This is a genomic window from Actinoplanes sp. NPDC049316, assembly GCF_040677315.1.
Classification (GTDB): Bacteria; Actinomycetota; Actinomycetes; order Mycobacteriales; family Micromonosporaceae; genus Actinoplanes.
Genome location: NZ_JBFAQM010000013.1, coordinates 60,207 through 73,672, shown reverse-complemented (window position 1 = coordinate 73,672; position 13,466 = coordinate 60,207). Strand labels below are relative to the sequence as shown.

Annotated in this window: 14 protein-coding genes and 1 tRNA gene; 6 read left to right on the top strand and 9 right to left on the bottom strand. The window is 68.2% G+C overall.

Features of this window, described 5'->3' with window-relative positions:
• Positions 1 to 5 precede the first annotated feature (5 nt).
• The gene (locus AB0K03_RS20875; RefSeq protein ID WP_364687258.1) at positions 6 to 1,355 is read left to right on the top strand and encodes an NAD(P)/FAD-dependent oxidoreductase; all 1,350 of its coding nucleotides are present in this window, start codon (positions 6 to 8) and stop codon (positions 1,353 to 1,355) included.
• 255 nt (positions 1,356 to 1,610) lie between these two features.
• Positions 1,611 to 1,692: transfer RNA gene (locus AB0K03_RS20870), tRNA-Leu, on the top strand.
• Between the two features lie 310 nt (positions 1,693 to 2,002).
• Here the strand turns inward: AB0K03_RS20870 and AB0K03_RS20865 are convergent.
• Positions 2,003 to 2,239, bottom strand: coding sequence for a hypothetical protein (locus AB0K03_RS20865; RefSeq protein WP_364687256.1), 237 nt, complete (start codon positions 2,237 to 2,239; stop codon positions 2,003 to 2,005).
• Between AB0K03_RS20865 and AB0K03_RS20860 the strand changes: the two genes are divergently transcribed.
• The 3 genes from AB0K03_RS20860 to gltX are packed head-to-tail and all read left to right on the top strand — an operon-like array spanning position 2,238 to position 5,594.
• Positions 2,238 to 3,437 (top strand): helix-turn-helix transcriptional regulator, encoded by a 1,200-nt coding sequence (locus tag AB0K03_RS20860; protein ID WP_364687254.1) that lies wholly within the window; start codon positions 2,238 to 2,240, stop codon positions 3,435 to 3,437. The genes AB0K03_RS20865 and AB0K03_RS20860 overlap by 2 nt on opposite strands.
• A 3-nt stretch (positions 3,438 to 3,440) precedes the next feature.
• Positions 3,441 to 4,154: a creatininase family protein gene (locus AB0K03_RS20855; RefSeq protein WP_364687252.1), complete on the top strand. Its 714-nt coding sequence runs from the start codon at positions 3,441 to 3,443 to the stop codon at positions 4,152 to 4,154.
• 27 nt (positions 4,155 to 4,181) lie between these two features.
• Complete coding sequence (gene gltX / locus AB0K03_RS20850) at positions 4,182 to 5,594, top strand: glutamate--tRNA ligase (protein ID WP_364687250.1); 1,413 nt, start codon at positions 4,182 to 4,184, stop codon at positions 5,592 to 5,594.
• A gap of 7 nt (positions 5,595 to 5,601) precedes the next feature.
• On the opposite strand, the gene AB0K03_RS20845 is transcribed toward gltX, so the two are convergent.
• The 7 genes from AB0K03_RS20845 to AB0K03_RS20815 all read right to left on the bottom strand — a co-directional run bounded on the left by AB0K03_RS20845 (position 5,602) and on the right by AB0K03_RS20815 (position 12,044).
• Entirely contained in the window at positions 5,602 to 6,942 is a 1,341-nt protein-coding gene (locus tag AB0K03_RS20845; protein WP_364687248.1) for a hypothetical protein, read from the bottom strand.
• Entirely contained in the window at positions 6,935 to 7,477 is a 543-nt protein-coding gene (locus tag AB0K03_RS20840) for an FkbM family methyltransferase (RefSeq protein WP_364687246.1), read from the bottom strand. Before AB0K03_RS20840 ends, AB0K03_RS20845 begins: the two co-directional genes overlap by 8 nt.
• Before the next feature lie 89 nt (positions 7,478 to 7,566).
• On the bottom strand, positions 7,567 to 8,514 hold the full coding sequence (locus AB0K03_RS20835; protein WP_364687244.1) for an NAD-dependent epimerase/dehydratase family protein: 948 nt from the start codon (positions 8,512 to 8,514) through the stop codon (positions 7,567 to 7,569).
• Complete coding sequence (locus tag AB0K03_RS20830) at positions 8,514 to 9,245, bottom strand: phytanoyl-CoA dioxygenase family protein (protein ID WP_364687242.1); 732 nt, start codon at positions 9,243 to 9,245, stop codon at positions 8,514 to 8,516. The genes AB0K03_RS20835 and AB0K03_RS20830 overlap by 1 nt, the downstream gene beginning before the upstream one ends.
• Positions 9,245 to 9,898: a hypothetical protein gene (locus tag AB0K03_RS20825; protein ID WP_364687240.1), complete on the bottom strand. Its 654-nt coding sequence runs from the start codon at positions 9,896 to 9,898 to the stop codon at positions 9,245 to 9,247. Before AB0K03_RS20825 ends, AB0K03_RS20830 begins: the two co-directional genes overlap by 1 nt.
• The gene (locus AB0K03_RS20820; RefSeq protein WP_364687238.1) at positions 9,895 to 11,124 is read right to left on the bottom strand and encodes a methionine adenosyltransferase; all 1,230 of its coding nucleotides are present in this window, start codon (positions 11,122 to 11,124) and stop codon (positions 9,895 to 9,897) included. The genes AB0K03_RS20825 and AB0K03_RS20820 overlap by 4 nt, the downstream gene beginning before the upstream one ends.
• A complete protein-coding gene (locus tag AB0K03_RS20815; protein ID WP_364687236.1) occupies positions 11,121 to 12,044 on the bottom strand; it encodes a radical SAM protein in 924 nt (307 codons plus the stop codon). The genes AB0K03_RS20820 and AB0K03_RS20815 overlap by 4 nt, the downstream gene beginning before the upstream one ends.
• Before the next feature lie 437 nt (positions 12,045 to 12,481).
• On the opposite strand from AB0K03_RS20815, the gene AB0K03_RS20810 reads away from it, so the two are divergent.
• The gene (locus AB0K03_RS20810; protein WP_364687234.1) at positions 12,482 to 13,207 is read left to right on the top strand and encodes a GPP34 family phosphoprotein; all 726 of its coding nucleotides are present in this window, start codon (positions 12,482 to 12,484) and stop codon (positions 13,205 to 13,207) included.
• Between the two features lie 38 nt (positions 13,208 to 13,245).
• Here AB0K03_RS20810 and AB0K03_RS20805 read toward each other — a convergent pair whose 3' ends face one another.
• A complete protein-coding gene (locus AB0K03_RS20805; protein WP_364687232.1) occupies positions 13,246 to 13,398 on the bottom strand; it encodes a hypothetical protein in 153 nt (50 codons plus the stop codon).
• Positions 13,399 to 13,466 lie beyond the last annotated feature (68 nt).

The window sequence follows — 13,466 nt, the reverse complement described above, 5'->3', positions numbered from 1 at the left end:
AACACGTGAAACCGCAACGCATCGTGGTCGTAGGGGCAGGACACGTCGGGCTGTACGCGGCGCTGCGCCTGTCGAGGAAGCTGAACGCGCGCCGCGCCGAAGTGATCGTCATCGACCCGCAGCCGCACATGACCTACCAGCCGTTCCTCCCGGAGGCGGCGGCCGGCAACATCTCGCCGCGCCACTCGGTGGTGCCGCTGCGTCGTGAGCTGAAGCGGTGCCACATCGTCTCGGGCGAGGTCACCCGCATCGAGCACGCCCGCAAGACGGTGACCGTGCAGCCCATCGAGGGCCCCATCAAGGAGATCGCGTACGACCACATCATCGTGGCGCCGGGCTCGGTCTCCCGCACCCTGCCGATCCCCGGCCTGCGCGAGCACGGCATCGGTTTCAAGACCATCGGCGAGGCCATCTACCTGCGCAACCACATCCTCGACCGGCTCGACGTCGCGGCCGTCACCCCCGACCCCGAGGTGCGCAAGGCGTCGCTGACCTTCGTCTTCGTCGGCGGCGGCTACGCGGGCGTCGAGGCGCTGGCCGAGATGGAGGACGTGGTCCGCGACGGCCTCAAGTACTACCCCGAGCTGCAGAAGGAGGAGGTCCGGTTCGTCCTCGTCGAGGCGTCCAACCGGATCCTGCCCGAGGTCGGCCCGGAGATGGGCGCGTACGCGGCCCGCCAGCTGCAGAAGCGCGGCATCGACATCCGCCTCGAGACCCGCATGGAGTCCTGCGTCGACGGCGAGGTCCACCTCTCCGACGGCGAGGTGTTCCGGGCCGAGACCATCGTCTGGACCGCCGGCGTCAAGCCGTCGCCGATGCTCGACCACACCGACCTGCCGCGCGGCCCCCGCGGGCACATCACCTGCCGGGCCACCCTGCAGGTCGTCGACGGCGACCGGGTCCTGGACGGGGCATGGGCGGCCGGCGACTGCGCGCAGGTCCCCGACCTGACCAACCCGGGCGGCTGGTGCTCGCCGAGCGCCCAGCACGCCGTCCGGCAGGCCGCGGTGCTCGCCGACAACATCCGCCAGGTCATCTACGGCGGCACCCCGAAGGACTACAAGCACAAGTACGCGGGCAGCGTCGCAAGCCTCGGCCTCTACAAGGGCGTGGCGAAGATCTACGGCGTCAAGCTCAAGGGCTTCCCGGCGTGGCTCATGCACCGGACGTACCACATGAGCCGCATCCCGTCGTTCAACCGCAAGGTTCGCGTCCTCGCCGACTGGACCCTGGCGTTCGTCCTCAAACGCGAGGTCATCTCGCTGGGGCAGCTGCACGAGCCCCGCGAGGAGTTCACCCACGTGACGCCGCCGCTGGCGGACGACCGCGAACCGGTCGGCGCCGCCCGCCGCTGACACGGCCCGCCGGCCAGCCAGCCGCCCGGCTGGCCGTGGCCGGCGACGGGCGGCTGACGAACGGCGCCGCCCCTCCCGCTCGGTGCTCGCCGGGCGGGAACGCCGCTGACCAGCGGTTTGTCCCATTCGTGTCCGGTTCCGCCTGCCCGTCCCCGCCCGTCGCGTCGTCGCGCCGGGGGTGACGCGGCCGATTCGGGACCGATCCGGCATCGTGCCGGCTGGGCAGCACCGGCTACGGTGAGCATCAGCGCACCGGCCCGGGTGGTGGAACGGCAGACACGGCCGCCTTAAAAGCGGCTGCCCAAAAGGCGTGCGGGTTCGAGACCCGCCCCGGGCACCCAGAGCATCCGCACGGAGATCATCAACCGTTGGTTGAGTTCCGTTGCGTGCCCCACTCGGGGCGCGCAAGGGGTTCCGCAACGCCATCTGGGGCGAGGATCTCGTGCACGGTGGCGCTGAGCCTGGTCGCGGTGTCTGCGGTGACCGTGACCCGTGGGTCCAGTTCGCTGTAGCGCAGCTCCAGGTGGAAGGCATCGAAAGGCATCGCCGTTGGCTTCCGGTAGTCGGCTGACGGCGAGGTTTGTCGTAGGTATCGCCTCCAAGAGCGCTGGGTCGGTCTCCGGCCGGAGCTTGCCTTGCTCGGTGATTCACGCGAGCAGGTCCGTCTTCATGCACAGGCCGGCGAGGATCGTGCGGAACCGCTCCTGGATTCCGGACCGCCACGCTTGGTCGAAGCTGTCGTCCCCGGATACGCCGGCGACGAAGCCGACGCCCGAGCGTTGTCCCATGCGCTGCCCGATCTGGCGGAAACGTTCCTGTTTGCCGTAGCGTGTTGCCACCGAAGCGGTGTGTGGTCGGATGTCGGAGAGGGGCGGCGCGGCCATGAACATCGATCCTCAGTGGTGGGACACGGCGGTGTTCGAGGGCCGGCCCCTCGTCGAGCATCTCGCGGCCCGCGATGTCTCCGTGCTTCTGCGTTTCCTGCGGACCCGAGGTCTGTCCCGGGCGCGACTTGCCGCCTTGACCGGCCTCTCGGAGACCCGGGTGCGGCAGATCGCCCAGGGACGACAACGGGTCACCTCCTTCGAGGTCCTGGAACGCATCGCCGACGGGTTGAGCATCCCGCGGCCGTACCTGGGGCTCGCCTCATCCTCCGAGGCATCTCCGTTACGGTTCGCTGACGTCTTCGCCGATCCTTCGCTGCACGATTCGTGGAATGCTCTGTTGAGCGTGCTGTCCGCCCGGAGCAACACCCTTGGCTGCGCGGGTCTGCGCCGGCCCGCAGAGGGACAGTCCCAGCTCATCGGCGCGGCCCGGATGGCCACAACCGGACCGCACCGTTCTCGCCTGATGGCTCTCGAAGCGCACTGGACCGAGTTCCTGAGTTGGATCGAGGCGAACGGGTCGCACCCGGCGCGGGCGAGTTCGTTGCTGGATCGGGCGCATGCCCTGGCCGCCGAAGCCGACGATCTCCATCTGGTGTCGTACATCCTCATGCGCAAGAGTCAGCAAGCGCTCGACGACGGTGATGCGGTCTGTGCGGGCCGGTTCGCGCAGCAGGCCCGCCGGACACCGAAACTGCCGCCCCATACGTCGGCCCTGTGCCTTATCCGTGAGGCCGAGGCGCACGCCCTCGCCGACGATGCGGCGGCGAGCCGGACGAACATCGACCAGGCGTTCCGTCTGGTCTCCGAGCCCACCGACGGGTCGGATCATCTCGGCGGCCACTGCACGGTCGACTACGTTCGCGCCAGCGAAGCCCGGTGCCGGCAGATGCTCGGCGAGAGCGCGGCGGCCACGAGGACCTATGAGGAAGTCCTCGCGGCGTGGCCTGCCGAGGGGCGCCTCGATGAAGGCGTATGGCGCGCTGACCTCGCGCTCGCGTATCTGGACGACGGTGAGCCGGAACGGGCGGCGGTCGAGGGCCTGTCCGCGGTCCAGGTAGCAGAGCAGACATCGTCGGTGCGTGCCCTGCGGGCCGTGGGGCGGCTGCTGCCGCGACTCCGCCGGCACCGCGAACTCACCGTGCTTCCCCACCTGGCCGAGGCATACCAGGGTGCGCTCGTCGCCTGTCAGGATTGATCCATGAATTTGCTGTCGCCCGCCACCAGCGAGGACGAGAGGCGCCGCGCCGCCCCCGTCGCGGTGCTACCCATCGGAAGTTTCGAACAGCACGGCGCCTATCTGCCCCTGGCCACGGACAGCGTCGTCGCGTGTGCGATCGCCGAACGCGTCGCCTCGGCTTACGACCTGTTCATGCTGCCGCCGGTGACGATCTCCTGCTCCCACGAGCACAGCGCCTGGCCGGGCACGGTCAGCATCAGCCACACCACCCTGACCGCCGTGGTCAATGACGTTTTCACGTCTCTTCGGCGGTCCGGGATCGAGCGTCTTGCTCTGGTCAACGGGCATGGCGGCAACTACGTGCTGAGCAACATCGTTCAGGAGGCGAACATCGCGGGACCGGTGATGACACTGTTTCCCGCCAGGGACGACTGGAACGCCGCCCGTCAGGCGGCCGGCCTGACGAGCGACGGCCATGCCGACATGCATGCCGGTGAGCTGGAGGTGTCGCTGTTGCGTCACGTCGCGCCGAAGCTGCTCCGTCCCGGTGTCGAGACGTCCGACCATCAGGCCGACGACCGCAACCTGCTGCTCGTCCACGGCATGGCCGGCTACACCAGATCGGGTGTCATCGGGCTGCCATCGGCCGGAACAGCGGACAAAGGCCGGATGATTCTCGACAGCCTGACCGACGCATTCAAAGCCCACCTGGACGCGCTGACCGCAACCGAATGATCGGACCGGGGTCGGTACGCTGCGTGCATGGCGTCTTCTCCTTCCGGCGTACGTGTCCGGTTCGCCCCGTCTCCCACGGGGATGTTCCACGTGGGCAACGCTCGTTCCCTGCTCTACAACTGGGTGCTGGCGAAGCAGTCCGGGGGCATCCTTGTGCTCCGGATCGAGGACACCGACGCTGAACGCAGCAAGCCGGAGTGGGTCCAGGGGATCCTGGACGCGATGGCGTGGCTGGGCTGCGGACCCGAGGAGTACGAGGGACCACTCTTCCAGTCCGCCTACGTTCAGCACCACCGCGACGCGATCGACAAGCTCCTCGCGGCGGGGCAGGCGTACTACTGCGACTGCGTCCGTGAGCAGGTCGTCGCGCGCGCCGGCAGCGAGCACAAAGGTTATGACGGCTTCTGCCGTGACCGCGGCCTGACCGCCGAGCCGGGGCGTGCCGTGCGCTTCCGCACCCCGGACGAGGGGCGGACGGTCGTTCGTGACCTGGTTCGCGGCGAGCCGACGTTCGCCAACAGCACCATCGAAGACTTCGTGATCGCCCGCGGTGACGGGTCACCGGTGTTCCTGCTGGCCAACGTCGTGGACGACATGGTCATGGGCATCACGCACGTGATCCGGGCCGAGGAGCATCTGCCGAACACGCCGAAGCAGCAGCTGCTGTGGCAGGCGCTCGGGCACGAGCCGCCGGTGTGGGCGCATGCGCCGATCCTGGTGAACGAGAAGCGGCAGAAGTTGTCCAAGCGACGTGACCGGGTCGCTTTGGAGGACTTCCGCGCTGAGGGTTACCTGGCCGAGACGATGCGCAACTACCTGATGTTGCTCGGCTGGGCCCCGTCCGGTAACCGGGAGATCCTGCCGTGGGAGGACCTGGTCACCGAGTTCCGGCTCGAAGACGTCAACCCGTCGCCGGCCTTCTTCGACGTGAAGAAGCTTCGCGCCTTCAACGGCGACTACATCCGGGCGATGAGCGTCGAGGAGTTCATCTCCGCCTGCCAGCCCTGGCTGCGCGGCGAGGCCGCCCCGTGGCGGCCCGAGGACTACAACGAGGATGTCTTTGCTGTGGTCGCCCCGCTGGCGCAGACCAGGGTCAGCCTGCTCGGCGAGATCGTGACGATGGTGGATTTCCTGTTCCTGCCGGAACCACCGGTCGACGAGGCCGCCTGGGCGAAGGCGATGACGGGCGAATCGGCGGTCGGTCTGCTGACCGACGTGGCTGCCGCTTTCGCCGATGTTGCGTGGACCGCAGAGTGCCTGAAGCAGACCGTCGAGGAACTGGGCGCGGCTCGAGGGCTGAAGCTCGGCAAGGCTCAGGCACCGGTTCGTGTCGCAGTGACCGGCCGGACCATCGGCCTGCCGCTGTTCGAGTCGCTGGAAGTGCTCGGCCGCGAACGCACTCTGCACCGCATTCAGGCTGCGATCACCCGGCTCGGATGAGCCTGCTCTACCTTCGATGGTGCTGATCCGCTTGATACGGATCAGCACCTCCGGGTGCCGTCAACGGCCCGTACCTCGCTCCCAGCAGCCGGTCTGCAGCCTCGAACACGGCGATGGTGGCAGCTTGGAGGTCCACGCCGTCGGGTAGGTCAGCGTGGCGCAATCGAGCGGTCAGAACCGCTCCCCGTGCTCCCGGACCGATGTCGAGGACGCCGTGCGGCTCGGCGTGTCCGGCGCTGACGAGGACCGCACCGAACCAGCGAACATGCTCACGAACCAGGCGGTCGTTGTCCGGGAACGGAGCGCGGATCAGCAGTTCGCCGGTCTCCCGGAATGCGTCCGCGACGTATCGCCCGAGGGCCGAACCTGGCAGGTCGATCAGATCGGCGCGAGCCGCCAAGGCGCAGGCGTGTACCGCGACGCGAACCGTCGCCGGCAAGCTCTCCAACGCCGAGGTGACTCTGGTGTTGAGGTCGGTCGGGCGGAAGCCCTCGAGAGTGAGGATGCCGTCCACCGAGAATCCTCCGCGGTACGCCAGAAACGCGCGCAACTGGTCGCCGAGCCGCCGCGTCAATGCCGTCAGCGGGGCCTGCTCCGGTGCCGACAGCGGGGTGGAGCCCGCGCACAGGAACGATCTGTCTTCCTTTCGCTGCGGGACCAGCAACTCCAAGGGCGGGAAGACGACGGTCGTATCCGCGCTGGTCAGCCCCTGCAGGCGGCAGGGCCGTCCGGTCAGATGCGGCATGATGCGTACGCGAAAGCGTCCGTCGTCGTTCCCGGTGAGGGCGGTTCGGATGCCGCTTCCGCCCGCTGAGGGCACCTCGCCGAGGCGTTGCCATGAGGCGACGATGCCGCTGGTCGCCAGACTGTCGTGCTTCAACAGGGCGCCGGGCCGGTCGAGGGCCACCGATTCGGCGCGGTCCACGCCCATGACGTCCCACAGCGTGTCCACGACACTCTTGTGTTCGACGAGTGACCAACTGGGATGCTTCGCCGCGAAAAGGCGACGTTCACCGACGTCTCTAGGATCGAGCGGGTCGGTGACCAGAAGAACCGCTCGGCCTCCCGGGTCGAAGCCATCGACCATCTGTGCCAGCGGCGATCTCGCGGAGAGGGTGCCCAACAGCCTATGCCGAGCGGCCACCAGTTCTCCGGCGTCTCGGTGTGACGGGTGCGCGAGCAGCGGCGAGAGCTGAGGACCGTCGAAGGCCAGGACCAGCGCCGAGTTCACCCCGGCGGTCTCCAGTAGCCGTTCCCACGCCGGAACCTCCTCGTGCTGGGAGCAGAACACGATAACGTTTTCGCCGGCGAGGCGTCGGCGAAGGATAGCCGCGACCTGGTCATGCATCGGGCCACCGCTGCCGGCTGACCGCGTCCGTACCTCGAAGGATCAGGTTGGACGGTGTTCGATGCAGGAGTTCGTACTGGTCGATGCCGAACGCACGGTGCAGATGTGCGGTGCTGCGAGTAGGAACGGACTCGTCGTACTCGACGATGACGATTCCGGGACGGTGGCGATCAGGGTCGAAGGACGCCCAGACATCCAGCTCGGTGCCTTCGACGTCGATGCTGAGCAGATCGATGCGCTCGATGCCCGCCTCGGTGAGCAGATCCTCCAGGGTGCGGCAGACGATGCTGATCACGGTGTAGCCGGCGCCGCGCTCGCCCAGCCCTGACCATGAGGGCTTGGCGTCGTACATGCTGAAAGGCTGCGGTCCGGGTTGGCTGGCGACGGCGCACATCTGGAGCCGACACTTTCTCCGGGCGAGGGCCTCCCGATTGCGTGGATCCGAGTCGACGCAGAGCCCGGACCAGCCCTGATCCTCGAAGTGCAGGCTGTTGCTGCCGCGGACGCCATCTCCTGCGCCGACGTCGACGAACACTCCTCGTCGCGGCGCGATGAGCCGCTCGGTGAGCCAACGGTCCTCACCCCACTGGCTGGAGTAGGGGGCGGGCTGCGTGTAGGGGAGCATCAGGATCCTCCGATCGCTTGGAGGAGAGCTTGCTCGCGATCGAGCCCCAGCCAGTAGGGATGCCAACACCGATGATCCCGGTGCCAGGAGGTGAGGTCAGCGATCGTCACGGCGAGCGGGCGGGCGACGAAGCCCGCCTGAGCGGCACGGTCGGTTCCGGTCCGTAGGTGGGCTCGGAATGGGTGGTCGGTGGGCAGCCACAGCGGTACTTCCTGCCAAGGCCGGACACCGCGGGCCAGGACGAATTGTTCCGGGGCCCAGTCGAATTCCGACTCGCCGTGTCCGGCGGCCCGGATCAGGTCGATGAACTCGGCGAACAGTGTGATCGGGCCGGCGACGTTGACCACGTCGGTGTGCTCGGAGTCGACCATTGCCGCCAGGAATCCGGCGACGTCACGAACGTCGACGAGTTGTACCGGCTGGTCAGGTCTTGCCGGAACGAGGACGCCCGTGCCTCGCAGTGCTCGGTCGATCCAATAGGCGGCCCGCCCGGACGGGTCGTCCGGCCCGGTGACCGCACCGAGTCGGACGACCAGAGACTGCGCCGGAAGCAGTGCAACGCGGCGTTCGCACTGCACCTTCCCGCGAGCCACACCGTGCGTGTTCGCCGGCACCGACTCGTCCGCGATCCGGGACAGCCCCGCCGCCTGGTAGACGCCGCACGTGGACAGCAGCAGGTAGCGCGTGGCCGGGATGCTCTGACTCACGTCCATGTCCACGGCGGTGTGTGCGCATGTGTCGATGACCGTGTCCCAGCCGGTTTCCAGATCTGCTCGGGTCGCCGGGCCTGGTCGTCGTCGGTCTCCGACGATGCTTGCCACTTCGGGAGTGATGGGACGGCGACCCCGACTGAACACCGTCGCGTCGTGGCCTCGGTCCACACTTGCGGCGACCAAGTGGGACCCGACGAAGCCGGTGCCGCCGATCACCAGAACGCGGCTACCCATCAGTGATCGACTGTCGTGTAGCCGAGCACGAGCAGCCGCCGTGGCTTGCCCGTCAGATTGGCCTCGCTCGCGTGCACCAGGGCCGCGTCCCACGCGAGGACAGTCCCGGCCTCGGCCGTAAGCGTGACCGCCTCGTCGTCCGGAGCCGACTCGTCTGGCACGATCGGGCCCTGATCCGCCGTCTGCACGTACTCGACGTGCCGGCGATGGGTTCCAGGCCAGACACGCAACGCGCCCGCCTCGGCCGGGCAGTCGTCCAGGCACACCGCGACGGTCAGCACCCCGCTGAAGCCACGTGCGGCGAAGTAGGTCGCATCCGAGTGCTTGCGAACCTCTTCGCCCAGCACCGGCAAGTTCGCCCACGGCACGTCGGGATTCAGGGCCTCCTTGTAGGTGACCTTATCCTCCATCAGCTCCACCTCGGCGCCGAGCAGCGCCGACGCGATGGCCGGCAGCGTCTGGCCACGCGCCACGTCGCCGAAGGCCGGCGCCAGGTCAGCGACGGGCTTCACCTTGAAGACGTACGCCCGGCCGTCCGGCAGCCGCCACCAGGTGAGCCGGGGATGGGCCATCTGCTGGGCCAGGGTCGCTCCGACGACCTGGTCGAACACGCATGAGGCGGCGTCGCGGAGAGCCTCAACGGTGGCTGCGTCGAGAACGCCCCGCAGCACCACGTACCCGTCCTCGTCGAATGCGCTTCGCACCGAGGAACTGATCGGCACTGTGTCCATCAGCCGTCTCCTTTCACCGCGATCGGTACGAGAAAGTCCGCGCTGGGTTTGCTCCAAGCAGCCGGTAGGTCGGCCGGAGGTATGCGGTACGGAGCGGCCTGCCAGCCGGGGAAATGCCGATCCAGGACGTACGTCCGAGCCGCCGAAAGCTGCGTGCCGCTGTGAAAGAAGCTGAACCGTCCGCCGGGCCGCAGGGCCGGTACGGCGACATGCTCGACGAACCGGGCGAAGTCCGCGTCGGCATGACCGTCCGGCGGCCAGGTGTCGTACATGATCGCGTCGAGGCTCGCCGGAGGCAGCGCGACCGACTGCCAGGGCTCCACCTCGAACGTCACCTCGCAGCGAAGCGCCGACCTGACTCGCGGAGCGACCAGCTCCACCACGCCCGGATGCGGTTCCACTGCCCGATAGCCGCCGATCCGATACGCGCCGAGCTGCTCGGCGAAGACCCCCAGCCCGAGACCGACCTCGAGAACCCGGGGCGCTGCCTGGCCGGCGACCAGGCGGCGGGCATGCTCGGCCATGAGTTCGGCTTCGGCGAAGAACATTACGTAGGTGTCGTCCAGCCGCAGCCCCTGCCGGTCGATGACCGGGAGCCGGGATCGCAGCTGCTCCAGATGGCGGACATGGACGTCGTCCAGCACCGTCGTCATGCCGACGCCCGCTCTCGGAACCGGGCGATCGGATCCTCGCCGAGAAAGCGCTCATGGTAGGACGGAGCAGTCCCGAGAGCTTCACGAGCGATCGCTTCGCCCGTGGCACCGACCGGTAGATCACTGCGGATCAGCACATACGCCGGCTTGTCCAGCCGACCACCGTTGCGGGCGGCGACCACCACATCGGCGTAGACGCCCAACTGTGCGAACAATCGACCGGCGATGTCACCGGCGATCGCCGTGTAGATCTTCCCGACATGGTGCACGGGATTCTTGCCGGCGGGTGCCTCGCCGCTGGCCGGCCGCAACGGCTCGATGACGCCGTTGTAGCGGTTCCCGCGTCCCACCGCACCGCAGTCGCCCTTGCCGAGAGACGTACCGAACGGCGCCAAGTAGCCGCGGCCCGGAACATCCTTCGTGTTCAGGTGTAACCGCGCTTCTCCCAGGGAGAGCGACAGGCCGTCGAGGAACTGCTTCACCTCGTTGCCGAGCTCGTCCTGAATGGCGTCCAGCTGGTCGCGGTACTCCGACCAAGTGCTCACCGCCCCGGGCAGAAACGGAACGGCTGCGGTGACGTCCAGCTCAACACCCGAACGGACCACCATGACCTTCACATCCGTGCCGGTGCCGAAACGGGAGCGGAAGTCATGCCGAGTCAGCAGCGACTCCAACCAGACGGCAGTCTCCGCGGCCGCACCACGAGGGCCGCTTCCCGCGCACAGCACGGTGTCGTTCGCGACGGACTCGTCCGCCAGCACCTCGCGGACGGCAGCTGCCGTCCGCGGCTGGTAGAACTGCTCGTCATGATCCACAGCGGTGCCGGCAGTGTTGTTGACGTGCAGGCGCAGATGATCGAGCACGGTCTCGTCGCCGAGAACCTCCACGAGAACGCTTCGGGTCACCTCGGCGAACAGGTCGGCGAGCGGAAGCCGAGTCCCACCCAGATGCTCGGTGAGCTTGCCGAACAGGTAGCCGTCGATCGGCTTGCGGATGTCGTAGCCGCCGAACCGGACGTCGGCTGCTGCCCCCACCAGATTGACCTTGTCGACCCAGTGGTTCGGCACCACGCCGAACTGCTCCCGGCACAGGTAGGAGTAACGCTGGGAGAACCTGTCCGCGACCAGGTCGGCGAGGCTGTCAGGATGGCCGATTCCCTTACGTTCGGCGACATCGAAGGGCATCTGATCGGGATGGACGGCACCGAGACCGGTCAGCACTCTCATGCCCGAGCCTCCGCCTGGCTCGCTGTCGTTCCGGCTGGAGCAGGAGGCTCCACCAGATAGGCCAGGCACTGCGACAGGACCAGGACACGTCGGGCCGGGCAACCAGTGCTTTCCCGGGCGGGCCGGAACGTCCCGTCGTAGAGGTTGCCGTAGCCCGCCGGAACGGATGCGCACCTGCGTACCTCGCCGGTGACCGTGACCTTGAACGAGCTCATGCCCGCCGTGCAGGGCTGGCCGCGGAAAGCGAGCATCCCGTCCAAGTACGGGCGGTTGAACACATACTCGCCGGAGTTCGCCAAAATCAGGTCACGTTCCTCTGCGGTGTAGGACTCCGGGTAGCGGCGGCCTTCGTGCACGCCCTTGAAGACCTTGGCACGGACCGGCTCCACGCCAAGACGAGCCAGAGCCGCGAGGTCCTTCCGCAGCTGTGGCAGCAGCGGCGGGTACAGGACGTAGAGGGAGACCACGTCGAAGCCGGCGGACCGCAGGATCCGGAACGACTCGGCGTACGTCTCCAACGGCAGGCCGAGACGCTCGCGCTCAGGCATGTGCAGCGCTGCCACGATCTTCACGACCCTGGACGGATCGACCGACGACGCGAAATCGGTCACCAGGTCGGGTGACGCCAGGTTCGTGTTGATGCTGATCCAGTTGCGGCGGGTCAGCCCGGCGCACAACCGCGCGAAGTCGGGAAAGAGGAACGGCTCCCCGCCCGACATGTGCACCAGCGAGGTGCCCTCCAGCTCCTCGAAACGGCGCACGACCAGGTCGGCCGGCGGCTCCTCCAGCGGCTTCTTGTTCAGGACGTACCGGATCTGCGGATGGCAGTACTCGCAGAAGAAATTGCACCTGTTCGTCAGGTGCCAGTCGAACTCCCACGCCCACGGCGCGGGGTCCGACGTCATCGCTGAGACGCGCATGATTCTCCTCCCCAGAAGACGACCATCGCCGGGCTCACTTCGACGAAGACCGATGTCTCACCCTCGCTGGCGGGAGCGTTGTCAGGTCAGCTCATCGTGGGGGTTCACGGTGGACCCCTACGCGGCCAGGGCCCGATATCGGGGGTTCGCGGTGGACCCCCAACGTGATCTACCCAACGCCGGCGGTGGCACGGGATCGTCTATTCGCGCCGCCAGATCAGCCGATTGCGGCGCTCGAAGACGGCCCCGGGGGTGGGCGTGAGGAGCCGCAGCGGTCTCCCCAGCAGCAGTGGCACCGGTACCCGCCCGCCTCGGGGGCTTCACGATCCTGGAACAGGAGACAACGACATGCGCATCCGCGCAGCGGACTACCTGGAACAGCGCGAGATCGACCATGCGACCACCGGCCGTGAGAACCGCCGATAGGCGGTCTGGTCATGGCGTACATCAATACCGCATTTCCGAACGGCTCCGCGCCGACCCGAGGACGGCATACTGCGGTCGGGGGATGGCAGGCCGGACCACGACGGCCGACCTGGCCGCTGGTCGCCGACGACCTGTTCCGGCTCGCCCACCGTGACGACGACGGGCGGCCGCTGCTCGACGATCACGTCACCGGTCTGGGTCTGGCCGCGGCGCTGCTGGCCGAGCTGGTGCTGGCACGCAGGCTCGCGCTGCCGGGCGGGCAGGTGATCATCTTGGACGCGGAGCCGCCGATCGACGCGCTTGCGCACACGGTCCTTGACCGGCTGGCCGCCGAACGATCCGCCCTGCCGGTCCGGACCTGGCTGGCCTACCTCGCCCGGACTGCCCACCAGGACGTCGCCGACCGGCTCACCCGGGCCGGACACCTGCGCAACACCACCGAGCGACGACTGCTCGGGCGGCGGGTGCGATACGTGCCCACCGACATGAATACCGCTGCCTGGCCCTGGGCCCGCCTCTCCGGCCGCCTGCAGAAAGGCCAACCGCTGGACGGGTTCGACACCGTCCTCGGCGGCCTGATTCTGGCCACCGACCTGTACCGGTCGGTCTTGCTCGGCCATCCCGCCGACCTCGAAACCGGGCTTCGCGCCGCCGTCACCACCGCTCCCGCCCCGGTCCGGGAACTGCTGGCCCACACCGAGGCCGCCGTCGGCGACTCGATCATCACCCGCCGCTGATCCATCCGATCCGCTCGAAGGGATCCCCGTATGTCTGCTCAGCATTCCACCGACACGGTCAACGCCACCCTGGCGCGCAGCCGTCTCGGTGTGTGGCCGCTGGTGTTCACCGTGATGGCGGCTGCCGCCCCGCTGACCGTCGTCGTGGGCGGTGCGACCACCGGGTTCGCCGTCACCGGGATCACCGGCATCCCGATCGCGTACGTACACCAGTCGCCACGCAGCCCAGCCTCTTCGACCCAGGCCGTGACTATCGCGT

Bases quoted from the DNA above. Each gene is read 5' to 3' on its own strand.
- AB0K03_RS20820 (WP_364687238.1), bottom strand. From the start codon at position 11,124: ATGAGAGTGCTGACCGGTCTCGGTGCCGTCCATCCCGATCAGATGCCC.
- AB0K03_RS20845 (WP_364687248.1), bottom strand. From the start codon at position 6,942: ATGCATGACCAGGTCGCGGCTATCCTTCGCCGACGCCTCGCCGGCGAA.
- AB0K03_RS20835 (WP_364687244.1), bottom strand. From the start codon at position 8,514: ATGGGTAGCCGCGTTCTGGTGATCGGCGGCACCGGCTTCGTCGGGTCC.
- AB0K03_RS20810 (WP_364687234.1), top strand. From the start codon at position 12,482: ATGGCGTACATCAATACCGCATTTCCGAACGGCTCCGCGCCGACCCGA.
- AB0K03_RS20815 (WP_364687236.1), bottom strand. From the start codon at position 12,044: ATGCGCGTCTCAGCGATGACGTCGGACCCCGCGCCGTGGGCGTGGGAG.
- AB0K03_RS20825 (WP_364687240.1), bottom strand. From the start codon at position 9,898: ATGACGACGGTGCTGGACGACGTCCATGTCCGCCATCTGGAGCAGCTG.
- gltX (WP_364687250.1), top strand. From the start codon at position 4,182: ATGGCGTCTTCTCCTTCCGGCGTACGTGTCCGGTTCGCCCCGTCTCCC.
- AB0K03_RS20860 (WP_364687254.1), top strand. From the start codon at position 2,238: ATGAACATCGATCCTCAGTGGTGGGACACGGCGGTGTTCGAGGGCCGG.
- AB0K03_RS20855 (WP_364687252.1), top strand. From the start codon at position 3,441: ATGAATTTGCTGTCGCCCGCCACCAGCGAGGACGAGAGGCGCCGCGCC.
- AB0K03_RS20830 (WP_364687242.1), bottom strand. From the start codon at position 9,245: ATGGACACAGTGCCGATCAGTTCCTCGGTGCGAAGCGCATTCGACGAG.
- AB0K03_RS20805 (WP_364687232.1), bottom strand. From the start codon at position 13,398: ATGCCGGTGATCCCGGTGACGGCGAACCCGGTGGTCGCACCGCCCACG.
- AB0K03_RS20865 (WP_364687256.1), bottom strand. From the start codon at position 2,239: ATGGCCGCGCCGCCCCTCTCCGACATCCGACCACACACCGCTTCGGTG.